Consider the following 25055-nt stretch of genomic DNA (forward strand, 5'->3'; position numbering starts at 1 on the left):
GGCGGAGTCGGCAGGGTTTGCCGAGCCGCACCGCGCCACATATTGATCTGTTCGCACCAGCACGAGTCGCGATTCATAGCCCTGCGTTCGTCCTCGTAGCCATCGCGAACCACCGAGAGAGACACCTGCTGCGAGTGGCCGCGGACTCAAGAGCCCGCACATCCGCAGCATCGGCGCCGAGAGGGATTGAAGGAAAGGGGCTGGGAAATGGATGGCAGGCCGTGTTGACGCATGTTCGCAATAATACGCACATAGGTTCAAAGGTTATGCCGGAAACGCCTGTCGTTTTCTATCAAGACGATTGGTAAAGGAAAGCGAAGTCCCAAAGCGCGACATCGAGCTCGCGATCCAAAGAAAAGGGCAGTTCGAACGCAATCCCGAACGACATACATTCAAGGAGTAAAAGTCATGGCACAAGCAAAAAGACACGAAACCATAGACGCGGTCGATATTCTTTACCGTCGCTATTACGCGGGCAAACCGCACCGTCTCGCCGATCTGGAAAAAGCACGCGCGGAGGATCAGGTCGCTCGCAAGTTGACAGCTCTAAGAATTGCCCATGGCTTGACTCAACGTCAACTGGTAAAGCTGATCGGCACCAGCGCATGGGTGATCTGCCGCCTCGAAGACGCAAATTATGAAGGGCACTCGCTAGCGATGCTGAACCGCATTGCGGCCGCGCTGAAGCAGCGCGTTGAAATGCGTTTTGTGCCGGCGCAGCGACGGCGGAAATCGGCGTGAGGCTCTACCCTCTGCCACTTGTGTTTCCTTAAAGCGCTACGCTTGCCTGCTGGATTCGTTCGCGTCAAGAAACGTTTTGATCAAACAACCAAAGTTCCGCAGAGTTAGTCAACTCCGTCAAGTCCAAAGAACCAGAAGCGCAAACGAAAGAAGCTGCGCAATGCCGATCCGGATTGCGGGCGGTTAAGGGGTGCTCAATGGGCAGCCGCTCACGAAAAATACCGGTACACCAGTCGCCCCGGATGGGTGATCGCCAGCCAGAGCGCGCGCATCTTTCCGGCGATGCCACAGCGTGGCGTGAATAGGTCTTTCAGCATCAAACCCAATGGGATTTTGTGCTTGGGAAATTTCTCGGCGCCGATGTTGCGCACACCGTATTTTTCTTTGCCTTCTTTCAACACATAGATGACGCTGCCGCCGCCGGCTTCCTTGTCACCGTAGGTATAGCCGCCCACCGCTTGGGCTTGTTTAGCAGCTTTGTCGGCGATTTCTTCCGTGAGGCCGAAAGCGAGGGCGTCGGCAGGGCAGGCTTGCACGCAAAACGGCTGCTTATCTTCGCTGATGCGGTCGCTGCACATGGTGCACTTGCTGGCTTTGCCGGTGATGTCGTTTTTGGCGATCACTTCCCAGGGGCAGGCGTGAATGCAGTATTCGCAGCCGATGCAGACATCCTTGTTGATGACCACGGGGCCTTCTTCGTATTTCGTGATCGCTTCCACCGGGCAGACCGCGGCGCAGGCGGCGAAGTTGCAGTGCATGCAGCTATTTCTCGCCCAGATCGGCGCCATGCCTTCGAGCACTGGTGGCTCCATGGTGATCCAGTTGGTGCTCGACAATTCGTACAGACTGGTGCGCTCGTGCTCGTTCCAGTCCTTGCAGGCCTGCACGCAGTGGCGGCAGCCGATGCATTTAGTCGCGTCGAAGAGAATGCTGCGCGGTTTGCCGTCGAGCAGACGGCCGGTGGGCACGAGGTTGCCGTATTCTTGAGTCAAAGTTTCCGTCGGTTTGGTCGCCATGCGGGTCCTTTCCGATCTACGTTCAGCGTGGATGTACCACTGTGAATTGAAAATTAAAAATGGAAAGTTGAAAATTTCGGACCGGTTCTGGTTTGCCGCGCTTGTGTTTTCTAGGCGATATTGAATAGCATGAATCTGCCCGGATTTGAGAATTCGGAAGGAGAACGGTTATGGCTTCAGGAACATGGCGCGGCATCGTTGGAGTAGTTAAGCCAACCTATGGTTCAGGCTCGCTGGTGGAGTTCATTCGGCTGCTGCCGGAGGGCGTCGGTTGCATTCCGATGTATGCCGGCGTCAAGGAGCACTCGGAGCGCGGTTATCTAGAGTCGATGGAGAACTACCACGCGAAAATTGCCGAGCTGGCGCGGATCGGCGTCGATATCATGCATCCGGAGGGCGGACCGCCGTTCATGGTGCGCGGCCACAAAGCCGAGCGTGAGATCGTTGGTGCTTGGGAGAAGAAATATAAAGTGCCGATCTTCACCTCCGGTATGTCACAGGCCGAGGCGTTGCGCGCGTTAGGCATCAAGAAATTTGTCGGCTGCACGTACTATCGCGATCAGAAGATGAACGACGTTTTTACCCGCTATTTCACCGACTGCGGCTTTGAAGTGCTCGGCATGGAAGGCATGGACACGTCGCCGGATGAAGCCGACGCGATCTCCACCGAAACGATCTACCGGCATCTCAAGGCATCGTTCAACAAGCACCCGACGGCGCAGGGAATTTATTTGCTGGGTTCTGGCGCGTGGGGCATCAAAGACATTACGACGGCGGAAAACGATCTGGGTGTGCCGGTGGTACATCCCGTGGCAGCGCGCTTGTGGATGGTGCAGAAACTCTTGCGGATCAAAAATCCATTGAAAGGGCAGAGCCGATTGTTGGAGGCGTTGCCGTGACAACAAATGAGGTTCAGTCCGGAAATTGAGCCCTGAATAGCATGGTTTGGTTCCCCAACTAGAGCTGCGCCGCCTCTTGGCTCCACGGCAAAAATTCTTGCAGTTCCAGTCTTTCCAATGTTTCCTTGAACGGCCTTCCCGTCCGCTCATGCCGTCCCGACATTTTGTAGTAATCCCAAATCATATCCGGCAGCCATTTGGCGATGGTGAAACCTTTGTATTTGCCGTCCTGAATCGGCTCCAGAAATCTTGGGCCGACGTCTTGCCAGTCGAAGTCAGCGATCCAGCCGCGTTGGGTGCCGAAGAGGCTTTGCAGGATCATGCTGCGGTGGCCGGCGGCGAGGGCTTCCTCCATCGAGAAGTTCCAGCCGGTGATGGCGTTAAAGGCATCGACGATGGAGTTCAGGCCGTCTTTCCTGTGCGCCTCCTGCGCAAACCAGCAGCCGCCGAAGATGCCGGTGAATTGGCGGTACTGTTCCGACAGCACGTGGGACCAAACCCAACCTTCGGGGTTGTCCATTTCTAGCGGTCCCCATTTTTCGTTCTCGCGCAGATCGGGCGGTGGATTTTTCGAGCCACCGCCCTGCGGCTTCATGCCGCCGCTGGAGACCAATTCCCTTAACATTTGACCAAGCAGAGGGCGCCACTCGTGCATCGCCGGCGTGCCGCCTTTGGTATGCACCGCCCATTTGGGCGCGTCGCCGCCGAGCGCTTCGGCGAGTTGTTTCGGACCTTCGGCGAGCAGGTTGCCGAGCCAACCTTCGCGGCGCGCGGCCATGTCGAGCAATTTATCGACCGCTTCGACGTTGCCCCATTCGAGCTTCAAGCCATTGGTGCGATCAGGTCCGAGCAAGCCTTTCTCCCAGGCTTCGAAGGCGACGCCGGCACCGCAGGAGAAATGGCTGCACTCGATGCCGAGATTATTAATTTTCTCGGCGAGGTAAAGAACCGCGTTGCCTTTGATGCCGAGATTGAAAAACGTATCGAGCCACTCACCGCCGGCGTTGAAGTGCACGACGGTGCCTTTGAACTCGCCGCTGCCCAGTTTGGCGTCCCACGGACACATGCGGGCGCACTGAAAGCAGGGGCGCAGCACGACGTCGTTGTCGCCGAAGCCGGCGATATGCGCCGGTTGAATGTCGGTGCTGCGCCAGTTCAAGTTATTCAACGCGCCCCAGGCGTCGCCGTGGCCGCACTTGGTTTTCTTTTTCTTGACGTCGTGTTGTTGCAAGACGCCGCGCCAGCGCGCACCGGCGTCGGCGAGTTTTTCTTTGTTTCGGTGGCTCGGCCGCAGCCTGCCGCTGACGACGATCGCCTTGAGTTTCTTCGAGCCCAGGATGGCGCCGCCGCTGTGGGCGGCGAAATGGTTGTAGTCGTTGGCAAGCATGGCGCCGCGATTCAAATTCTCTCCCGCCGGGCCGATGCAGAGCACGCGGGCGTCGCGGTTACTGACGATCTCGCGCAGGCGGTCTTCTGTTTCTCTCGTGCCAAGGCCCCAGACCTGGGCGCCATCGCGCAGCTCGGCTTTGCCGTCTTTGATGTAGAGATAGACTGGCTTTGGTGACACGCCCTCCACGATGATGCCGTCGTAGCCAGCGGCTTTGAGATAGGTCGCCCAGTAGCCGCTGGTGGCGCCGCGGCCCAGCGTTCGTTCCGTCAATGGACTTAGATACACGGCGGTCATCTTCGTGCCGCCGGGCGTGAAGCCGTTACCGGTAAGCGGGCCGGTCATCATGACGACTTTGTTCTCCGGCCCAAACGGTGTGGCGTTGAGCGGCAGCTCGTTCATTAAGATATAGAGCGCCAGCGCCTGGCCGCCGATGAATTTTTTCAGAATCGGTTCTTCCAGAAGGTTCTCATCGGTGAGCTTGCCGCTGCTGAGATCGACGCGCAGGATCTTGCCCATGTAGCCGCCCGGCAGCGGCGTGGTGCGTTTAGCAGGGAATAGTTGGGTCGACATAAGGACATCGCAGCAAGTGGCAATGGCTTCCTTTGTGGTCGTTTTGGATTTCAAAATCAACCCTGGGTCGACGCTGCGCGCGGCCATGCGCCAGCCGCCGGTGCGCGCTGCGGCGTCGAGCACGGTGGCGCGGTTTTTCGCGTTGGCGACCAAAGAGCCGAACATAGCCGCGACGCGCGGATTCAACCCGAAGCGGGCGGCGCCGGATCGTTGGAAAAGGAATCGAGCGACATCAAAGGCGAGTTCGAGATGGCAAACATCGCGGAACGACGCTGGTCGACGAAGTTCTGCGGGAGATAGGAAAGTGCGGCGGAAATGAAACGGCCGCCCTACGAATCTTTGAGGCGCAGGACGGCCGGGTCGTAAAATACGAGGGGCAAAGTTTACTTCGTTGCGTCGACCTTGAGGTTGTGTTTTTTACGCGCGATCTTGCGGCTTTGTTTGTCCTGGGCGTGCTCGATGCGGGCTTTCTCACGCTTGGTGACTTTGCCGTCGGCCACTGCTTTGTCTTCCAGGTTCTGTACATGCTCCTGGCCTTTTTCTAACCGGAGCGCTTCTTTCTCGGTGAATTTGCCGGTCTCGACGCCTTTGTCGATGCGCTTATCCTGATTTTCCTGGCGCTTGTCGATGCGCTTGGTCGACTCGGCCGCCAGCGCTAAACCTGGCCCGATAAAAGCTGCCACAATGGCAACTGCGAGAATTCTCTTAACCATCAAATTGCTCCTTCTGTTTGAGGTCTTTTTTTGGCGCCTTCCTCACCTGTAGGTATTGCCACGAGTGAGCAGTTGCAAGCCTATCTTGCACCTTAAGGCCCGATTTATCTAATTTTTGTACATTAAGGGACTCTGTGTGTCCAATGTCCAGTTAGACGGCGGAAGCACCAGTTGGTTTACGCAATCTTTAAAATAGCCGGCTAGCCATATCAGGCCTAGTGGGATATTAGAATTCAAACAAATCTGAAGGTCAGATCATGAAGATAATCCCAATGGGCGAAGACGCATTCCTAAACGAAATCGAAGCTGAAGCGATCGAGATTATCCGCGAAGTGGCGGCGACGGCGGCCAAGCCGGTGATGTTGTATTCGATCGGCAAGGACTCCTCGGTCATGCTGCGCCTGGCGCAGAAGGCGTTCTATCCGGGGCCGATTCCATTTCCGCTGCTGCACATCGATACGGGCTGGAAGTTTCGCGAGATGATCGCCTTTCGTGACCGCACGGCGGCGAGCGTTGGCGTTACGCTGTTGACCCACACCAACCCGCGCGGCGCCGCGGAGGGCATCGGCCCAATCACACATGGCTCGGCCTATCACACCGACGTCATGAAAACCGAGGCGTTGAAGCAGGCGCTCGACATGCACGGCTTCGACGTGGCGTTCGGCGGCGCGCGGCGCGACGAAGAGAAATCGCGCGCCAAGGAACGAATATTCTCTTTCCGTGCCCCAGGCCATCGCTGGGAGCCGAAAGCGCAGCGGCCTGAGCTGTGGAATCTTTACAACACGCGCATCAACCCCGGCGAGACCATTCGAGTCTTTCCGCTTTCCAATTGGACCGAGGCGGATATCTGGGCCTACATCCGCCAAGAGAGTATCCCCATCGTTCCGTTGTACTTTGCCAAGGAGCGGCCGGTGGTACAGCGCTATGGCCAGTTGATCATGGTGGATGATCGGCGCTTGCCCCTGGAGCCAGGCGAAAAACCGCAAATGATCAGCGTGCGTTTCCGCACTTTGGGTTGTTATCCGCTGACCGCGGCAGTCGAGAGCAACGCGACGACGTTGGATGAAATCGTTGCTGAAACCCTGGGCGCGACGACTTCGGAGCGACAAGGACGGATCATCGATCACGACGGTGCCGGATCGATGGAGCGCAAAAAGCAGGAAGGTTACTTCTGATGGATACGTTGCGCTTCATCACTTGCGGCAGTGTCGATGATGGCAAATCGACGTTGATTGGCCGCTTGCTTTATGAGACTAAACTGATTTTCGAGGATCAGCTCGAGGCCCTCAAAGCAGACTCGAAAAAGTTTGGCACCCAAGGCGAGCGGTTGGATTTCGCGCTGCTGGTTGACGGCCTGCAGGCCGAGCGCGAGCAGGGGATTACCATCGACGTCGCCTACCGTTTCTTTGCCACACCCGAACGGCGCTTCATCGTCGCCGACACACCGGGCCACGAGCAATACACCCGCAATATGGCCACTGGCGCATCGACGGCGCAGGCGGCGGTGCTGTTGATCGACGCGCGCAAGGGGGTGCTGGTTCAAACCAAACGCCACAGTCGGATCGTCTCTATGTTGGGGATCCGCCACGTCGTGCTGGCGGTGAACAAGATGGACCTCGCGGGCTGGTCGCAAACGCGTTTCGATGACATCAAACGTGCGTACCTGCGATTTGCCGAGGAATTAAATTTCGAGAGCATCACGACCATTCCCATATCAGCCCTGGAAGGTCATAACGTCGTCGAGCGCGATCAAAATACGATCTTGTGGTATCGCGGCCAGAGTTTGCTTGAGTGGTTGGAATCGGTCGCGGTGCAAGACCGCGAAGCGGGGCTACCGTTTGCCATGCCGGTGCAATGGGTTAACCGGCCTAATCTCGACTTCCGCGGCTTTGCCGGTCGCGTCGCCAGCGGCACGGTAAAGCCGGGCGACGTGGTGCGTATCAGTCCATCGGGAGCCACCAGCCGGATCAAAGAGATCTCGGTTTGGGGCGGTGCCATCGCGAAGGCAAATGCCGGCGCAGCGGTAACCTTGGTGCTGGAGGATGAAGTCGATGCCAGCCGCGGCGATGTCATTGCCATCAATTCGCATCCTGTCGAAGCGGCCAATCAGTTCGAAGCCGACCTAATCTGGATGAGCGAGCACGCGCTCTTGCCGGGACGCTCGTATGCGGCGCTGATTCACGCGAAAGCAGCGAGCCTGGTGGTGACGCATATCAAGCATCGCGTTGACATCAATAGCGGTGCCCATCTCGCCGCGAAGAGCTTGAGCTTGAATGAAATCGGCCGAGTGACCATCAGCTTCGATCGCCTCGTGCCGTTTGCACCCTATAACGAGAACCGGCGGCTGGGCGCCTTTATCGTCATCGATAAGCTGACCAACGAGACCGTCGGTGCGGGCATGATTCACTTCGCTTTGCGGCGCGCGGTCAACGTGCATTGGCAAGCCATTGAACTGAGCAAGAACGCGCGCGCTGGGCTCAAAAATCAACAGCCGCGCTGCCTATGGTTCACCGGGCTTTCCGGCTCCGGCAAATCGACCATCGCCAACTTACTTGAGAAGCGGCTCCACGCCGAAGGCAAGCATACTTACATTCTCGACGGCGACAACGTGCGCCATGGGCTCAATCGTGATTTGGGATTTACCGAAGCTGATCGAGTCGAGAACATTCGCCGAGTGGCCGAAGTTGCGAAGTTGATGGTGGATGCCGGGCTATTGGTGATCGTCGCGTTCATCTCGCCGTTTCGTGCCGAGCGGCAAATGGCGCGCAATCTTTTCGAGGCGGGCGAGTTTGTCGAAGTGTTCGTCGATACGCCTCTCGAAGAGTGCGAGCGGCGCGATGTCAAAGGGTTGTATGCCAAAGCGCGGCGCGGCGAGCTAAAAAATTTCACCGGCATTGACAGCGCTTACGAAGCTCCGGAGGCGGCGGAGATCCATCTCGCAACAATCGAGCTTAGACCCGAAGCTCGTGTCGAACAGGTGCTGCGCGCGTTGTTATAGGGCGATTCATCAATCGCCGCTACCGTTCACCTACCACGCGCTGCGGCCGCCAGTGCGTCGAACGATGCGCTTCGACATAGTCTTCGCGGGCAAAAAGTTTGATCAACACGACGCCGGCGACGAAGCCGCCGACATGGGCCCAAAAGGCGGTGCCCCCCGCTTCACCTTGAGAGAAAAATCCGCTGACGGTTTGGATTAGGAACCAATAGCCCAGCATGACCCACGCGGGCAGGGCGATGGACGTGATAAAAATAACAATCGGCACGATGGCATAGACTTTCACACGCGGGTAGAGAATCAGATAGGCGCCCATGACACCGCTGATGGCGCCGGACGCGCCGACCATGGGAATGCCCGATGCGGGATTGGTAAGGACTTGGCCGAGCGCCGCGGCGAGGCCGGTGACCAAATAGAAAATCACGAAGCGCAGCCGGCCCATGGAATCTTCCACGTTGTTGCCAAAAATCCAGAGGAACCACATGTTGCCGAGGAGATGCATCCAGCCGCCATGCAGAAACATCGAAGTGATCAAATGCGACATCTGCCGTCCGGGATCGGTCTCGCAAACCAAGCCGGGACCGAGTGGCATGCGCGTGCCGGCGGGAAGCGCGCCGGTGAGCTCGCCGGGAATGAGGCCGAGGTTGCATATGGACGTCGCCAATGGCAAATCGCTGCCAGCGCCTTGGACTGCCAGCCAGCTTAGGACATTCAAGCCGATGATGGCGCCGGTGACGATCGCCGGGCGTTGGGTTTCGTTTTCATCGCGGTAGGGAAACATGCGATCTCCTTCGTTGGGGTCGATGGTGCGCGATGGTGGAGACGCTTACTTAGAGGCGTAGAGCTTATCGATAAAACCGCTGTCGTCCAGTTCTTTGATGAAACGCATCTCGGCGAAGTCCTGCGGTTTGGCCGTTTTCGCCTTGGGTTCTTTGTCGGCGATGGAATCGAGAATCATCTTGATGCCGTCCAGGGTCGGATACTGCTTGCGCGGCAGAATATTTTCCGCCACCGCGCGATCGTAAGTCTTCTCCAAGACCTCTCGGTCTTTCAAACCACCCATGTACTTGGCCAACACGCGGATGCCGCCTTCGCGGTCGGTTTTCAGGCGATGCACCGCTTCGACATGGGCGCGAATGTAGGCGCGCACGACTTCGGGACGCTCGCGAATAAACTTTCTCGTCGTCGCCACACCGGTGTGTTGGTAAGGCAGGCCTAGAGCCGCAACGTCCGCCAACACATGAAAGCCTTTTTTCTGCGCCGCAAAGGTGCTCGGCGGCACGTGCACGGTGGCTTGCACGCGGTTGGTCTCCAAGCCGGCTTGGCGCGTAGTCGGGTTGCCAAGCTGGACAAACGAAATATCTTTATCGGGGTTCAAGCCGATACTTTGCAGCGCAAAGCGCGCGACGAATTCGCTCGCCGTGCCGAAGCTGCTGATCGCCACCGCGCCGCCTTTGAGCTGCGCGGCAGTTTTGATGTCGGGCCGGCTCATCAGCCACCAATCGAGCGTGACCGTGCCGCCGGCGACCATCGCGGTGTCCGAACCGCCGAGAGCGCTATTGATGATGCCGATGCCGGCAATCTGCGAGATCGGTGTGTCGCCGGCCACCAGCGCCATGATCGGCGTGTTGCCGGTGAGCATGACAATCTGCGGATCGAGGCCGTTCTTGGCGAACAGGCCCATGTCCTTGGCCACCCAGATCGGCAGGTGCGCCGAGCTGATCGAGGCGTAGCCGGCGTTGAGCTTGGTTGGCGCTTGGCCGTACGCGTGACCTGCGGTTAACAACAGCGTCATGCAATAAGCAAAAATTGGAAGAGAAGCACGCCTCATGGGCAGTCCTCCAGAAGAAATTTGTCGTCGATCGCTGTGTCGGGCTTAGCCCAAACGGTCGCCGACTTTCAAACTGAGCTGCTTGGCAACCTCGGCACCGCTAACCTTGGCCGCTTCACCTCGGGCCTTCTTTGCCGTGAGCGTCCCACCGTTGAGCGCGATGGCAATTTCTTCGGCGCCGATATTGGTAACTTGTCCTGCAGGCGTTGAGCTGTTGCCAAGCTGCATACGCGCCTCGAACAGGCGCACCATCTTGCCGTTGAACGTCGCATGCGCGCCCGGCTGCGGATCGCAGCCGCGGATCATGTTGTAGACTTCCTGCGCCGGTTTGGACCAATCGATCTTGGCGTGCTCGTCGCGACAGATCGGATCGTAGTTGGCCTTCGATTCGTCTTGCACGACGCGCGGCGGGTTGCCGGATTTGATCAAGTCGAGGCACTCGCCGATGGCTTCGACGCCGAGCGGGAAAATCTTGTTGAAGTAGAGCGAACCGGTGGTGTCGTCGGGCTCGATGGTGACGGTTTTTTGCAAAAGGATTGGACCCGTGTCGATGCCGGGATCGACCCAGAAGTAGGTGAGGCCGGTGATCGTTTCGCCTTTCATGATCGCCCAATTGAGCGCGCTGGCGCCGCGATACTTGGGTAAGATCGACGGGTGGAAACAGATGCTGCCGAGTTTGGGCACGGTAAAGACTTGCTCGGGGACGATTTGGGTGACGAAGGCGAGAACAGCGAGGTCGGCATTGTAGCCGATAAACTCCTCGCGCACCTCCGGGCCTTTGAGATTTTTGTGTTGACGCACCGCAATGCCAAGCGACAAAGCCTTTTGCTTGACCGGATCGAACTTGCCGCTGGGCGGATCGAGCGGGCAGTAGACCGCGACGACTTCATCGCCTTTGCTGAGAATTTTTTCCAAAGTTTTTTCCGCAAAGGCCGCCTGGCCGATTAGAATGATTCTCATCTCTTATGCTCCTACGATCACGAGCCACGAGCACGAAGCATGATCTTAACCGATAACTTTATAGTTGCCGCCGAGGTAGCTTTGCGTCAAGCCGACATAGGCTGACGGCGCCATGTCGATCCATTTGCGCGCGTCACCGGCGATTTCTTTTTTTACCTGCGCTGGGCTGCCGGCGGCCAGGACATGGGCGGGGATTTTTGTGTGCGGCACGACTACGCTGCCGGCGGCGATCAGCGAACCTTCGCCAATTTCCGTGTCTTCTAAAATTGTGCAGTTCATGCCGACAATGACCCCGCGTTTGATGTCGCAGCCTTCCATAATCGCGCCATGGCCGATGGTGCACTCGTCGCCGACGATGGTGGTCTGTTCGCCGGAATGGATAACGCAGTTATCCTGAATGCTGGTGCGGGCGCCGACGAGAATCGGATAGCCGCCCATATCGGCGCGCAGCACCGCGCCCCACCAGACACTGGAATCGTCGCCGACGCGCACGTCGCCGATCAACACTGCAGTTGGCGCGATGAAGGCCTTAGGCGATACGGTCGGTCGTTTGCCTTGGTATTCTACGAGCATGAAAACTTTCCTCCAAAAATGTGCCGCCACGATATGGGAGCGTGCTCGGGAAATCAAGTTTCCGTCCCGTTGATTGACTCGTATGGGCAAAGCCGCTAAAGAATTTTGACCCGATGGGTTGCTTGGTGAGGGATACGGATCTCCAAAGTCGGCGCCGCGATCACCAGCGCCGGCAGCAATCCTGACACCTCCGCGCTGTTCTACGATTTTCTCTTATCGCGCGCCGGCATGGAAACCATCCGCGCCAGCCGGCGTATTCCGACCCGCCCTGACGTTACGGCGCCTTATCTTAAGCCTTACAAGCAGATTCCCTTCGAGCCGCAGGCGATCGAAGAATTCGACAAACACGTGGCGACGTTTCGGGAAGTGTTCAAGCCGGGGAATTAGAACAAATTCTCGCGCAAAACGGCAAAGGACGCAAAGTTCGGAAAATTTTTTCCTCTGCGCTCTCAGCGACTCTGCGCGAGACTTTTCCCAGGTCCTACTAAGCGCTCAGCCCGAAATTCTTCTCAGCCATTTCGCAGATCTGCTGGCCGATCGCTAGCGACGCGGTGGCGCCGGGGGATGGGGCGTTAAGGATGTGGATGGCGTTTTTGCTGGCCTTGATGACGAAGTCGTCCACCAGTCCGCCGCTGGCGGAGACGGCTTGCGCGCGCACGCCGGAGCCACCGGGGGCGAGATCGTTGGATTGGATTTCCGGCAGGAGCTTTTGCAAGGCGCGCACGAAGGCTGCTTTGCTGAGCGAGCGGTAGAGCTCGCCGAAGCCGGTCTGCCAATATTTTCCGGTCATGGCCCAGAAGCCTTTGAACGTCACCGTGCGCATGACGTCAGCGATATTGATATCGGTGTGGCGATAACCTTCGCGGGCGTAGGCGAACACGGCGTTGGGGCCGGCTTCGACACCGCCGCGCGCCATGCGCGTAAAATGGACGCCGAGAAATGGGAAAGTCGGATCGGGAACTGGATAAATCAAGTTGCGCACCAGCGACTCCTTCTCCGGCGCGATTTTATAGTACTCGCCGCGGAAGGGGATGATCTTATGCTCTTCTTCGCCGGGCGTGTGTTCGGCACCCGCCAATTTGGCGATGATATCGGATTGTAGGCCGCAGCAGTTGATCAGGTTCTTTGTGCGGTAATCGCCTTGGGAAGTTTGCACGACGGTCTCACCGTCGCGCGACAGAAATCCGATCACTTTATGTGACAGACGGATGTCGCCGCCGGCATTGCGTACTTTGTTCGCGTAGGCTTCGGAGACTTTGATGTAGTCGACGATGCCGGTCTCCGGCACCCAAAGAGCTTTGATGCCGGTGGCGTGCGGCTCGATTTCGCGCAACCGCTCCGGGCCGATGACTTCGACGCCCTGCAAACCGTTGGCGGCGCTGCGCTTATGGAGCTCTTCCAAACGCGGGATTTCCGCTTGGCTGGTGGCGACAACAACCTTGCCGCAGATCTCAAAAGGAATGTTGTGTTCTTCCAGGAATGCGATCAACTCTTTGCGCCCGCTGACGCAATTGCGCGCTTTCGCTGACCCCGGCCGATAATACAATCCCGAGTGAATGACGCCGCTATTGTGGCCGGTCTGATGGCGCGCTATTCCAGCTTCTTTTTCCAAAATTAGCAGCCGCGTGCGCGGCTGGCGCGCGAGAATCTTCATGCCGGTGGCGAGACCGAGAATGCCGCCGCCGAGGATGGTTAGATCGTATTGGGAAGCCATCGTTAGAAATAATTCGAGCTGTTCCATCCTTTCCTTCGATACGCGCTGCGGCTACTCAGGATGACCGGTGTTTTCTTAAACACCGATTCCCCGAGTAAGACCGCAGGGCTGTATCGAGGGCGAACAGCTACAGACGCAGCAACTCCCGAGAGTTACGCTCAGTAAACTTTTTAAAATGCTCCGGATTGGCCAATCCCGAGAGGCCGTTTAAGCCGCGCGCCAGCGGGCCGAGGCCGCCGCAATAGTCGGAGCCGAAGACGATATTTTTCTCGCCCATTTTGTGAATCAGGAACTGCAGGGTGACAGATTCCGAGCCGGCGCAATCGATCAAGAAATGTTCGAGAAAGATTTCTGAATATTTTTTCTGCTCGCCTTGCGGGCCTTTGTGCTTCCAATAAAAGCGGTGCATGAGCAGCGGGATGCCGCCGCCGGAGCTGCGAATGATGATCTTCAAATTGGGATGGCGGTCGAAGACGCCGCTGGCAATCATGCGCAGGCAGCACTCCGCCACTTCGCCGTCGGAGAGCACGGCGTAGGCGACGCCGGCGCCGCCGTCTTCGAGTTTTTTCAGCGATGGGCTCTGCGCCGTCCCGGCGCCGTGCAGAAAGATCGGCAGTTTCAGTTCGTTGATCTTAGAATAGAGCGGTTCCATCGCCGGTGTGTCGACCAGCATCTCACCGTCGACGTGGGGATACATGAGCACGGCGCGAAAACCTTGCTTGGCCATGCGGTCGATTTCGTTTACCGACGCAGGGATGTTTTTCAGCGACAGCGCGATGATGCCGCCCAAGCGATCTTTGTGCGGACCGACTCGGCTCGCAAGTACGTCGTTGGACGCGCGTGCGACTTCCATCGCTTGGTCGGCGGGCAATTGATCGGCGTAGACGCCGGCGCCCTGGCAGACGAGCTGCAAGTCGATGCCGACTTCGTCCATCTCTTTGACGCGTTTGCCAAGATCCGGGGAGTCGTAGGGATCGATGTTCGGCTTTTTGCCGGTGAGCTGGTTGATCTTTTCGGTGATCTCAGGAGCGGTGTGGTGGGCATGCCAATCGATGATCATAATTCCCTCCTTAAGCGGAATGTCGTAACTTTAGACTTGACGTGTTTGCTCCCTCGATACGCGCTTCGCGCTACTCGGGACATCGGAGTTTTCTGGTTCCGATTCCCCGAGTAGGCCCAAAGGGCCGTATCGAGGGGTAGTTTCGTTCAACTTGTCAACGCGATCAAGGGCTATGCGACGCCATCGATGCGCAGCTCAGTCATATAGTCCCGCAGCGCGTCAGCCAAGTGAAACCGCGGCGTGTAGCCCAGCTCGGCTTTGGTGACGCCGATGTCCATGGGAATGCTGCGGCTCCTATCGGTGCTCGCGGCACCGGTGGTTTTTACATCGAGCGTCGGCAGCACTTCTCGGACGGCCTGCGCTAACTGTTCGTGATTGGTTACCACGCCAGTGCCGGCGTTATAGATGCGCTGCTTGGGGTTTTCGGCTTTGCATGCCAGAGCCAGCACTTGGCCAACGTCCTTGCCGTAAACGTATTCATTGGGTCCGTAGGTTTTGGCCTCAATCGTGATGGACTGGCCTTTGATCATGTTGACGGCAAGGTCGCGCATGACCATGCCAACGGTTGATCCACCGACATAAAAGCCGCGGCCAAAAACTCCGCCCGGGCGAATAATAATGGTGTCCAGATTGTACATGCTGGCGTAGGCGTGGACCAAATGTTCCGAGCAGACTTTAGTGGTCGCGTACAAATTGTGTCCGCCAATGGGATGAGTTTCTTTGACAACACTATCGTTGATTTTGCCGCGCTCGTAAACGCCGAAGGTGCTGACGTAGACGACCCGGCGCAGCTTGCGCAGACGCGCCGCTTCGAGCACGTTGATCGTGCCGTTTATATTGTTGGTCGCGCCGGTGTAAGAATTTTCTTGCACTCGCCCGCCGATCAAGCCGGCGGTGTGGACCATCGTGTCGATGTTGTATTTTCCCAAAGCGGTGAGCAGCGCCGGCAGATCGAGCATGTTGGCGGCGACGACTTCGGCTTTACCCTGGCCGACGACTTTGGCGATGTAGTCGCGGTTGGGCGACAAATCGAACAGCGTTATGTTGCCAGCGTCGACCAGTTGCTGCGCTGCGTGGGCGCCGATCAAGCCGGCTCCTGTGATGAGAACGTTCATTGTCTAGCCTCCTGATATCAGTGGACTCAGATTAGGCGCGTGGGCCTTGCGTGTCAATCCAAATGGCGCTGGGCCAGAGCTATTGGCTTGCTGACGCAAGCGGCCGCGATCCAGATTTTCACGGAACCGTCACGTTTCACTCTTGACACGAACCTTTGCGCGTGGTGACTGTTGTGAACATCGGAGGTTTTATGAAGCGGCTTCTTTTAGTTTTTCTGCTGGCAGCGTTTTGTTCTATGGCCGATTCTGCGGCGGCGCGCGACGTGGTCATCGTCACGTCGTTTCCCAAAGAGCTTTTTGAAACCTACAAGAAAGCGTTCGAAGCGAAGCATCCGGGCACAACCGTCGTCATTAATAGCAAGCAGACCAACGCGGGTGTGACTTACCTGCGTGAGACCCGCGCCAAGCCGGAGGCGGACATTTTCTGGGTCAGCGCGCCCGACGCGTTTCAGACTTTGGATTCCGATGGGCTCCTGGAAAAATATGCGCCGCCGAAGGAGATCCTGGCGCGCATTCCGGCCAAGATCGGCAATTTTCCGATTCACGATCCCGAGGGCAAGTATTTTGGCTTTGCCATCAGCGGCTACGGCCTGATGTGGAACAAAAATTATCTGCGCGCACACAAAATGCCGGCGCCGAAAGAGTGGACCGACTTGGCGCACTCGCGCTACTACAATCACATCGCCATTAGCGCGCCGTCGCGCAGCGGCACCACCCACCTGACCGTCGAGACCATCTTGCAAGCCTACGGCTGGGAAAAGGGCTGGGCGCTTTTGCTTAACTCCGGCGGCAACATGGGCACGATAACCGAGCGCAGCTTCGGTGTGCCCGAAGCGGTGATCAGCGGGCAATATGGCATCGGTGTGGTGATCGATTTCTTTGGTCTATCCGCCATCGCCAGCGGCCAGCCGGTGGAGTTCGCTTATCCTTCGTTGACTTCGGTGGTTCCGGCTAGCGTCGGTATCGTCAAGGGCGGGCCCAATCCGCAGGAAGCGCGGGCTTTCGTTAACTATCTGCTGAGCGAAGCGGGGCAGACCGTGCTGTTCTCGCCTGAGATCGCTCGTCTGCCGGTCATCCCGGATCTGTACGCTAAAGCGCCCAAGGACTATCCCAATCCGTTCAAGAAAAAATTGGGCGGCGTAGAGTTCAACGATCAGCTTTCGTCGGGCCGCCGCGACGTCGTCAATTCGCTCTACGACCACATCATCACCTTTCGCCACAAAGAGCTGCGCGAAGCATGGAAGAGCATCTACACGGCCGAGGAGGCGTTGGCAAAAAGCAAGAGCGCCAACGCCGCCCAAGCGAAAAACTTGATCGCCGAGGCGAGAAAGCTGGCGACACAGATTCCGATCAACGACAAGCGCGCCGGCGATAAGGAAGTGACCGGCGCTTTCCGTTCCAAGTCGGGCCTGAAAGCGCAGATCGAAACCGAGTGGGAGAACTTCGCCAAGGGCAACTATCTAAAAGCGAAGGAATCGGCCGAAAAGGCGCTGTCCATGGTCCGGTAGGGGCGATTCATGAATCGCCCTGACGTCTAATCAGGTCGCCACCAAACATGATCCCAGCCATCGCGTCAGTCGGGAGCCGCGTTCGCCAGCGTGTCGATTTTGGCAGGGCGGCGTGATGGCGTTGCTGCTGGCGGTTCTCGTCGTTTTTATCCTCTATCCGGTTTTGAGCGTCCTGTGGATTGCGCTGTCGGACGACCAAGGCAATCTGACGCTGGTGCATTTCGCCAACTTCTTTCGCCGGCCGTTGTTTCGTGAAGCGCTGTGGAACACGCTGTGGAGCGGTCTGTTGGTGGTGTTCTTCGGCGCGTTGATCGGCGTGCCGCTGGCTTACATCGTTGCGCGCTATGAGTTTCGCGGCAAGTTGCTCTTGCAAACGGCGGCGACGCTGCCGCTGGTGATTCCGCCGTTTGTCGGCGCGGTGGCGCTGCAATTGATCCTCGGCCGCAGCGGCGCGGTGAATCTGCTCTTGATGGAATGGTTCGATCTTTCGATTCCCTTCATGGAAGGGTTGACCGGCGTGGTGCTGGTGCAGACGCTGCACTTTTTCCCCTTCATCATGCTCAACACACTGGTGTCGTTGTCTAACATCGACGCGTCGCTCGAAGAGATGGCGCAGAACCTGGGCTGCCACGGCTGGCGATTGTTTCGCCGGGTGACGCTGCCGCTCATGCTGCCAGGCTTTATCGCCGGCTCGCTGTTGACGTTTATTCGCGCCATCGACGATCTTGGCACGCCGCTGATGCTCAATTACAAGAATCTGCTCGCGCCGCAGGCTTATTTGCGCATCACGACCATCGGCATGGACGACGTCGACGGTTACGTCGTCTGTGTGGTCTTGGTTGTTCTATCGCTGGCGGCGTTGTTGGCGGCGCGCAAATATTTAGGCTTAGCCGAATACGCCACCGTGCAGCGGCCGGCTGCGGCGATGGAGAAACTACGCGGCGCCAAGCTGGCGCTGGTCTGGCTCATCATCGCTGTCACATTGGGCGTGAGTCTTTTGCCGCATATCGGCATTGTCGTCTTGTCCTTTGCCAAGGTCTGGAGCTTCAGCTTGCTGCCGACCAGCTACACGTTGGCGCACTACAATGAAATCCTTTTTCGCGTGCCCCATTTTGTGCTCAACACGCTGCTCTATACATTGATCGCCGCCGGCCTCGACATCGTCCTCGGCGCGGCGATCGCGTTTTTACTGCTGCGCAGCCGGGTGCCGGGGCGCAACCTGCTCGACGCCATCGCCAGCATGCCGCTGGCGATCCCCGGTGTGGTGTTGGCGGTGGGCTATCTGCGCGTGTTTCACGGCTGGGAGTTCCCTGGTCTCGGCGCGCCGCTGACGTCGTCTTGGATCATTCTGGTCGTCGCCTACACCATGCGCCGTCTGCCCTACACGGTGCGGGCCTGCTATGCGGCGTTGCAGCAGGTGCACATCAGTTTGGAAGAGTCGGCGCAAAACCTCGGCGCTAATCGGCTGCGAACAATTATTAGAATTACCTTGCCGCTGATCGGCGGCGGCCTGGTTGCCGGCGGTTTGATCGCGTTCATCACTTCTTGCGTCGAACTGGCGTCGACGATCATGCTGGTACCGCGCATCGAGCTGGGACCGATCTCCTACGGCATTTATCTTTATATGCAGAGTCCCTTGGGACGCGGTGCCGGGGCGGCGCTGGGTGTGGTGGCGATCTTGTTGGTTTCGATCGGAACCTATCTGACGCACCGGATTTTCGGCGGCCGCGCCGGCAATGCCTTTCGCGCGTGATATGCAGGCGGCTGAGGTTAAACTGGAAAATGTCGGCAAGCGCTACGGCGACCAATGGGTCGTGCGCGATGTCAATCTGCAGATCCGGCGCGGCGAGTTCTACACCTTTCTCGGGCCCAGCGGCTGCGGCAAGACGACGCTGCTGCGCATGATCGCGGGCTTCGTTTTTCCCGATCAGGGCGTGATCTCACTCGACGACCGGCCGGTCAACCAGGTGCCGCCCTGGCAACGCGATGTCGGCATGGTGTTTCAAAACTATGCGCTGTGGCCGCACCTGACTGTTTTTGAAAATGTCGCCTTTGGTCTGCGCGAGCGCAAAGTCGCGCGCGGCGACATCGCCGAGCGAGTGAACAGCGCGCTCAAGCTGGTTGGTCTGGCCGGCACAGAAAAGCGCCGGCCGTCGCAGCTGTCAGGCGGCCAGCAGCAGCGCGTCGCCTTGGCGCGCACTCTGGTGATCCAGCCGCGGGTTTTGCTGCTCGACGAACCGCTCAGCAACCTCGACGCCAAGCTGCGCGTGGAAATGCGCATCGAGCTGCTCAAGCTGCAGCGGGATCTCGGCCTGACGACGATCTACGTGACCCACGATCAAGAAGAAGCGCTGGCGATGTCGACCCATATCGCGGTGATGAACCTCGGCCAGGTGGTTCAGGAAGGCGAGCCGCGTTTAATCTACGAACAGCCGGCGCACGAGTTTGTCGCGGCTTTCGTCGGCCAATCCAACTTGTTTTCTGGAACGGTGTTGCGCAGCTCCGCCGATGGATGCGAGATCGAAGCTGTGCAGGGGAGCATTATCAAAGCAGCGGCATTGGCGTTTCCAGCGCGGCCGGGCGAGGCGGTGGCCTACAGCATCCGCCCCGAGGCGTTTGCCATCGAAACCGATGCGACGGCGGCTGCGGATGGCCATCGCATCCGCGCCGAAGTTGTCGCCGCCGCCTATCAAGGGTCGACGGTTGAATACGAGCTGACGGTCGACGGCAAGACGATCAAAGCGCGTGTGGCCAATCCGAAAGGCAAACCCCTCTACGCGCGCGGCGATCTCGTCACGCTGGTGTTCGAAGCCAGCGATGTCGTGATTGTGCCGAAGTAGATTTAAGCGGACGAAAACGGTTTCGCAGCTGCGGTTTGGATCTAGAGGCGTTGAGGGGCTCGTAAGCCGAGCTAGCCGTAACGGCGCTGCTCTTCGAGCACCGGCGTTTGTTGCGCCGGAAGGGGTGCCGAGGGTTGCGATGGGAAGTGCATCAGGACGCGGGTGCCCTGGTTCGGCTCGCTGGTAATCTCGATCTCGGCGCCGACCAGCTCCGCCATGCGGCGCGCCACGGCGAGACCTAAATCGAGCCCGGCGGAGGCGCGGTGGGCGAGGCTATCGAGGTGCTGAAACGGTTCGTAAAGGGTAGCCAGCTTGTTGGCCGGGATGCCGACACCGGTGTCGGTGATTTCGAGATTCACGCCGCCGCGGTCGGCGCAGGGACTGAGGCCGATGCAGATTTCGCCCTGCTGGGTAAATTTTACCGCGTTGCTGAGAATATTTTGGATGATGCGCTCAACTTTGTTACGATCGTTGGAAACCGTCAGACGAAAGTCGGGCACGTCGACGGTGATCTTCAGCCCCTTGTCTTGGGCGAGTTTCTGATAGCGCTTCAGCGTTTCTTGCAGCAGTTGCCGCACCTCAAACTCGTCGACTAGGGTGCTCGAGTCGCCGGCGTTGAGGGAGGTCATCCACAGGACGTTGTCGACCAGTTCCAACAGCTCTTCCGAGTTGCGGTAAACCGTCTCCAGAATTTTCTGTTGGTCGTCGGACAGTTTGCCAATCACCTGATTGAGCAACAGGTAGACAAAACCAACGACGACGCTCAGCGGCGTGCGCAGCTCGTGGGAGATGTTCGAAATAAAATCCGATTTCACCTGGCGTAACTTGGCTTTGGCGTGACGCCGCTCCAGGCCCCTTTTGACCAGCGACAGAATGTGATTTACGTCGAAAGGTTTGGAAATATAGTCGAAAGCGCCCAGGCGCAGGCCTTCGATGGCGGTATCGAGGGAGCCATAGCCGGTAATGATAATCGCTTCGATGTCGGGGTCTTTTTGTTTGACCAGTTCAAGGACATTGATGCCGTTTAAACCCGGCATCTTCAGGTCCAGCGTGACTAAATCGATGGGGAACTTATCGAGAATTTCGGTGACTTGGGTGCCACGCTCCGCGATGTGAATGGTGTAGTAGGGGTTGAGAATCATCTTGAGAGATTCTCGCGGACCCATCTCGTCGTCTACAACCAAGATATGCGGCTTACTGCCCATGCTGCCAAGCTTTTTCAGCAAGGTGCATGCCAGCCACCCATGCCCCGTTAACCCGCTGATTTTGTTTAAAATTGTTTTAGCAAGGAAACGGTAGCGCGGTCGCTCTGGAGACAAAATTGTGAACTATGGGGATAATTTTGGCTCGTCCGGTGAAGTATTGGTGTCAATGATATTCAGCTTCTCGATACGGTACTTGAGTATGCGCCGGCTGGTGCCGAGCATCATGGCGGCCTTGGTTTGATTGAAGCCGGTGCGCTGCAGCGCTTTGACGATCAATTCGCGCTCGAACTCATCGACGGCATCGCTCAGCGGCCGAGTGCCATTGAGCACGTCTTCTTTCAGGGTCGCGGTATGATCCACGGAGCGCATGTTGACCGGCAGGTCACGCAAGGTGATGGTCTCATGGGGTGTCAGGATGGTGAGCCGTTCAATCAGGTTCTCAAGCTCGCGAATGTTGCCCGGCCAATGATAGGCGGTAAAAAAGTCGACCACCTCGGGCGACAGAATCCGCGGTGCCATGTTGTGTTCCTGGGCCTTGAGTCGCAAGAAATGGTCTAACAGCAACGCAATATCCTCGGGCCGTTCGCGCAGCGGCGGCAGATAAAGGCCGACGACCATTCAAGCGGTAAAAGAGGTCGAGGCGGAATTCTTTGTTCATGGCCATGGTTTCGAGATCGCGGTTGCTGGCGGCGATGAGCCGGACGTCAACTTTGATCTCTTCGGTGCCGCCCAGGCGGGTAAAAGTCTCTTGCTCGATGGCGCGGAGAAACTTCGCTTGGGTGCCGAGGTTCAGCTCGCCGATCTCGTCGAGGAAAAGCGTGCCGGTGTTGGCCAGCTCGAAGCGGCCGGCCTTGCGTTGGCTGGCATTGGTGAAGGCGCCTTTTTCGTAGCCGAACAGTTCACTTTCAATCAATGTATCGGGCAGGGCGGCGCAATTGACGACGATAAACGGTTTGGCCCGGCGGTCGCTGTTGTAATGAATCGCCCGGGCGATCAGCTCTTTGCCGGTGCCGCTTTCGCCGGTGATCAACACAGGGCTTTTCTTTGCGGCCACCATACTGACCGCTTTGAAGACGTCGATGATCTGTTTTGATTTGCCGACAACGTTGTCGACGCCGTACTTGCGCCCGACTTCTTCCTTGAGCCGCTCGAGCTCCTGGGCCATCTGGACCTTTTCCAAGGCGTGATCGACTCGGATGCGCAGCTCCTCGACGTCTCCACTACTGTGGCTTTGTACCTTAGACGCAAGGAATGTCAATGTAATTGCCGGCAGTTTCAGAAAGTTTACGAAATTTTTCGAGCGATCTTGGCCAAAATATGACAACTCGACACAGGAGAACATTTCTTGATTTTGTCTCGGTGCTGTGGCAGTTTCAGCCGAGTATTTTTCACCTGCGCCCGCGACAACTCAAAATTTCACTCACCGTTCGCAAGCAGAAGGAAAACTATGATCTTGGCGCTTCGCCGGTTGCTCGCGCTAGTGACGTTTGTCCTCGGCGCGTATTCTTTTTACTATTCCTCGCCGGTGCTTGCCGGCGGTTTCATGCTGCCGCATCAGTCGGCGCGCGCGCTGGCCTTGAGCAGCGCGATCAACGCCGGCGTCAGCGACGCCTCTGCCGTCTACTAGAATCCGGCGGCGCTGGGCGAAGTCGACGGCAATAATATTCTCGTCAATGGCAGCTATATTAATGTCATTAGCTCGGTGGAGAACAGCGGCCGCAAAGCGGACAACGAACACGACGATAACTTTCTCGCCACCTTGTTTGCCAACTACCATATTCCCAATAGCGATTTCAGCCTTGGCATTGGCACCTACACACCGTTTGGTTTAGCGACGACTTACGAGCGCGACTTCACGCGCTTTGCCGCCCAGCGCACCGAGCTCCGAACCCTCTACGTGACGGCGGCGGCGGCGTGGCATCCGTCGCGGTTTTTTTCGATTGGCGCTGGCTTGAGTTTCGTGCATGCCTCGGGGCTATTCACCCGCGGCCTCTGCCTCGATCCCTTTGCCGCCTGCACCACACCGGGCGGGCCGTTGGAGGGGCGGCTGCGGCTGACCGACACGGCGAATGCGTTTGCTTACAATCTTGGCGTGCTGGTGAAACCCCGTGACAATTTGAAATTGGCGTTCACCTATCGCTCGCGCGTCGATCTGCGCTTCGATAGCGCCGACGTCAAACTCGGCGGGGCTTTTTCGACTGCCAATGTCAAAGCCCAGGTGCGGCCGTTGCCATTGCCAGCAGTCATCGACGTCGGCGCGTTCTGGCGCGTCAATGACAGCTGGGCGCTGGAGCTCGTCTACGAACACACCCGCTGGGGCGATTTTAAGAATTTCACTGCGAGCTTTTCGCCGGTGCCGACGTTTGTGCCATTGAGTTTGCCGGTTGCCGGCTTCGCTTTGCCGGAGCGTTGGAAAAATACCAGCGCGCTGCGTGTTGGCACGAGCTATCGGCCCAACGCGACTTGGGAATTGCGCGGCGGTATGGTGCTCGAAGAAGGGCCGATTCCGGCCAAGACGCTGAACATAGCGATCCCAGGAGCCGACCTGCTGGCACTGAGCGGTGGGGTCGGTTACCAATGGCAAAAACTTTCCATCGACCTCGGTTACATGGCGGTGTTTTACAAGACCCGTAAGGTCAATAACGGCGAGCTCGAAGGTTTGCCTGCCACCAACCCGCTGTTTTTCGCCGGCGCGCCGGGCAAAGATAAATATCGCACGTTCAATAACCTGGCGCTGTTGTCTTTCAATTACCGTTTTTAGCAATTCTCAACTTCTCGCGGATTTGTTATTCTTTCGAGTGGACCCGAGTTCGGGTCCGCAATCATTCATGGCGCAAAAATTTTATGTTGTCTGGGCGGGACGGCAGACCGGTATCTTCACCGATTGGCCGACAGCGCAAAAGTCGGTCGATAAGTTTGCCGGCGCGCGCTTCAAGTCTTTCGCAACCCGAGCCGAAGCCGAGCAGGCTTTTCACGGCGGCAATGCTGCGCCGCGCCAGACCGCGGGCGGACCAGCCGCCGGCCGAGCCGTCAACGGACGCAACGGCCACGTCGCGCACCGCTTCGAGGTCAGCATCTACTGCGACGGCGCCTGCGATCCGAACCCGGGGCATGCGGGCTCGGGCATCGCAGTTTATCGAAACGGTGGGCTCACTGAGTTGTGGTACGGGCTTTACAACCCGAGGGGAACCAATAACACGGCTGAGCTAAACGCGCTGTTTCATGCGCTGCGTATGGCCGAAGCGGAAATCCAAAGCGGCCACACCGTTGAGATCTGCAGCGACTCCGCCTATTCGATCAACTGCATCCGCACCTGGGCACCGAGCTGGGAAAAGAAAGGTTGGAAAAGAGCCGATGGCGAGATCAAGAACTTGGAGATCATCCAGGCCTGCTACGAGATTTATCAGCGCATCAAGAAAGAGCTAACCCTCACCCACGTCGCCGGCCACGTCGGCCACGAAGGCAACGAGCTCGCCGACCGCATGGCCATGCTGGCGGCGCAGCGGCGCGAAAAGGAGCTGCGCTTGTTCGAAGAAACCAAGGACATTCCGGCACTGCTGAAGATGCGGGCGGGGTGATGTGTTTCCTATGCTTTCGGATACAGATTCTCCCCAGCGCAATCCACTTCATTGTACCGCCGAATTTTCGCAAAGTGCCACCCAAAGGCGTAGCGCTTCACAAAGATGAACTTAGGTCATCCGATGTCGAAAAGCGCGATGGCCTGCCGGTTACCAAGGCGCTGCGGACAGTGTTTGATCTTGCCGGATCAAACTTGGACGAAGAGAGACTAGCTGCCGTGACAGAAGATGCAATCAAAAAAGGACTGATCAGAACATCGGAATTGCTCAGTCTACTAGCCGCGGTCCCGGCAGATATCGATCCAGCAAACCAGGCAATTCTTCAACTGGTTGCGAGAGAATAGAGA

At 57.8% G+C, this 25055-nt stretch carries 23 protein-coding genes; 10 read left to right on the plus strand and 13 right to left on the minus strand.

Features of this window, described 5'->3' with window-relative positions:
• Positions 1–408 precede the first annotated feature (408 nt).
• On the plus strand, positions 409–741 hold the full coding sequence (locus tag FJ145_08485; GenBank protein ID MBM4261454.1) for a helix-turn-helix domain-containing protein: 333 nt from the start codon (positions 409–411) through the stop codon (positions 739–741).
• 209 nt (positions 742–950) lie between these two features.
• Here the strand turns inward: FJ145_08485 and FJ145_08490 are convergent, their stop codons facing one another.
• On the minus strand, positions 951–1757 hold the full coding sequence (locus FJ145_08490; GenBank protein ID MBM4261455.1) for a 4Fe-4S dicluster domain-containing protein: 807 nt from the start codon (positions 1755–1757) through the stop codon (positions 951–953).
• Between the two features lie 170 nt (positions 1758–1927).
• On the opposite strand from FJ145_08490, the gene FJ145_08495 reads away from it, so the two are divergent.
• Complete coding sequence (locus FJ145_08495; GenBank protein ID MBM4261456.1) at positions 1928–2656, plus strand: hypothetical protein; 729 nt, start codon at positions 1928–1930, stop codon at positions 2654–2656.
• Between the two features lie 58 nt (positions 2657–2714).
• On the opposite strand, the gene FJ145_08500 is transcribed toward FJ145_08495, so the two are convergent.
• Both FJ145_08500 and FJ145_08505 read right to left on the minus strand, forming a co-directional pair.
• Positions 2715–4781: a hypothetical protein gene (locus FJ145_08500; GenBank protein ID MBM4261457.1), complete on the minus strand. Its 2067-nt coding sequence runs from the start codon at positions 4779–4781 to the stop codon at positions 2715–2717.
• 218 nt (positions 4782–4999) lie between these two features.
• On the minus strand, positions 5000–5329 hold the full coding sequence (locus FJ145_08505) for a hypothetical protein (protein MBM4261458.1): 330 nt from the start codon (positions 5327–5329) through the stop codon (positions 5000–5002).
• A gap of 272 nt (positions 5330–5601) precedes the next feature.
• Here FJ145_08505 and cysD point away from each other — a divergent pair, with 272 nt between their 5' ends.
• Positions 5602–6504, plus strand: a complete 903-nt coding sequence (gene cysD, locus FJ145_08510) for a sulfate adenylyltransferase subunit CysD (GenBank protein ID MBM4261459.1) — start codon at positions 5602–5604, stop codon at positions 6502–6504.
• On the plus strand, positions 6504–8327 hold the full coding sequence (cysN, locus tag FJ145_08515; protein MBM4261460.1) for a sulfate adenylyltransferase subunit CysN: 1824 nt from the start codon (positions 6504–6506) through the stop codon (positions 8325–8327). Before cysD ends, cysN begins: the two co-directional genes overlap by 1 nt.
• 19 nt (positions 8328–8346) lie before the next feature.
• Here the strand turns inward: cysN and FJ145_08520 are convergent, their stop codons facing one another.
• From FJ145_08520 to FJ145_08550, 7 genes are all read right to left on the minus strand, one after another.
• Complete coding sequence (locus FJ145_08520) at positions 8347–9105, minus strand: rhomboid family intramembrane serine protease (protein ID MBM4261461.1); 759 nt, start codon at positions 9103–9105, stop codon at positions 8347–8349.
• Between the two features lie 45 nt (positions 9106–9150).
• Entirely contained in the window at positions 9151–10155 is a 1005-nt protein-coding gene (locus FJ145_08525) for a hypothetical protein (GenBank protein ID MBM4261462.1), read from the minus strand.
• 45 nt (positions 10156–10200) lie between these two features.
• Complete coding sequence (locus FJ145_08530; GenBank protein ID MBM4261463.1) at positions 10201–11115, minus strand: methionyl-tRNA formyltransferase; 915 nt, start codon at positions 11113–11115, stop codon at positions 10201–10203.
• 45 nt (positions 11116–11160) lie between these two features.
• A complete protein-coding gene (locus tag FJ145_08535; GenBank protein MBM4261464.1) occupies positions 11161–11688 on the minus strand; it encodes a gamma carbonic anhydrase family protein in 528 nt (175 codons plus the stop codon).
• 484 nt (positions 11689–12172) lie between these two features.
• Positions 12173–13402, minus strand: a complete 1230-nt coding sequence (gene lhgO / locus FJ145_08540; GenBank protein ID MBM4261465.1) for an L-2-hydroxyglutarate oxidase — start codon at positions 13400–13402, stop codon at positions 12173–12175.
• 127 nt (positions 13403–13529) lie between these two features.
• On the minus strand, positions 13530–14462 hold the full coding sequence (locus FJ145_08545; protein ID MBM4261466.1) for an amidohydrolase: 933 nt from the start codon (positions 14460–14462) through the stop codon (positions 13530–13532).
• Positions 14463–14632: 170 nt separating this feature from the next.
• The gene (locus FJ145_08550; protein ID MBM4261467.1) at positions 14633–15577 is read right to left on the minus strand and encodes an NAD(P)-dependent oxidoreductase; all 945 of its coding nucleotides are present in this window, start codon (positions 15575–15577) and stop codon (positions 14633–14635) included.
• Between the two features lie 191 nt (positions 15578–15768).
• Between FJ145_08550 and FJ145_08555 the strand changes: the two genes are divergently transcribed.
• The 3 genes from FJ145_08555 (at position 15769) to FJ145_08565 (ending at position 19925) form a co-directional block, all read left to right on the plus strand.
• The gene (locus FJ145_08555; protein ID MBM4261468.1) at positions 15769–17085 is read left to right on the plus strand and encodes an extracellular solute-binding protein; all 1317 of its coding nucleotides are present in this window, start codon (positions 15769–15771) and stop codon (positions 17083–17085) included.
• A gap of 115 nt (positions 17086–17200) precedes the next feature.
• Positions 17201–18838: an iron ABC transporter permease gene (locus FJ145_08560; GenBank protein ID MBM4261469.1), complete on the plus strand. Its 1638-nt coding sequence runs from the start codon at positions 17201–17203 to the stop codon at positions 18836–18838.
• Position 18839: 1 nt separating this feature from the next.
• Positions 18840–19925, plus strand: a complete 1086-nt coding sequence (locus FJ145_08565) for an ABC transporter ATP-binding protein (protein ID MBM4261470.1) — start codon at positions 18840–18842, stop codon at positions 19923–19925.
• 71 nt (positions 19926–19996) lie between these two features.
• On the opposite strand, the gene FJ145_08570 is transcribed toward FJ145_08565, so the two are convergent.
• From FJ145_08570 to FJ145_08580, 3 genes are all read right to left on the minus strand, one after another.
• Positions 19997–21151: a response regulator gene (locus FJ145_08570; protein MBM4261471.1), complete on the minus strand. Its 1155-nt coding sequence runs from the start codon at positions 21149–21151 to the stop codon at positions 19997–19999.
• Between the two features lie 102 nt (positions 21152–21253).
• On the minus strand, positions 21254–21748 hold the full coding sequence (locus FJ145_08575) for a sigma-54-dependent Fis family transcriptional regulator (protein MBM4261472.1): 495 nt from the start codon (positions 21746–21748) through the stop codon (positions 21254–21256).
• A complete protein-coding gene (locus tag FJ145_08580) occupies positions 21570–22472 on the minus strand; it encodes a sigma-54 factor interaction domain-containing protein (protein MBM4261473.1) in 903 nt (300 codons plus the stop codon). Before FJ145_08580 ends, FJ145_08575 begins: the two co-directional genes overlap by 179 nt.
• A 105-nt stretch (positions 22473–22577) precedes the next feature.
• Between FJ145_08580 and FJ145_08585 the strand changes: the two genes are divergently transcribed.
• From FJ145_08585 to FJ145_08595, 3 genes are all read left to right on the plus strand, one after another.
• The gene (locus tag FJ145_08585; protein ID MBM4261474.1) at positions 22578–22757 is read left to right on the plus strand and encodes a hypothetical protein; all 180 of its coding nucleotides are present in this window, start codon (positions 22578–22580) and stop codon (positions 22755–22757) included.
• A gap of 12 nt (positions 22758–22769) precedes the next feature.
• Positions 22770–23891 (plus strand): hypothetical protein, encoded by a 1122-nt coding sequence (locus tag FJ145_08590; protein ID MBM4261475.1) that lies wholly within the window; start codon positions 22770–22772, stop codon positions 23889–23891.
• Positions 23892–23958: 67 nt separating this feature from the next.
• Positions 23959–24708, plus strand: coding sequence for a ribonuclease HI (locus tag FJ145_08595; GenBank protein ID MBM4261476.1), 750 nt, complete (start codon positions 23959–23961; stop codon positions 24706–24708).
• Positions 24709–25055: the final 347 nt, after the last annotated feature.

This window comes from Deltaproteobacteria bacterium (assembly GCA_016874755.1).
Classification (GTDB): domain Bacteria; phylum Desulfobacterota; class Binatia; order UBA9968; family UBA9968; genus DP-20.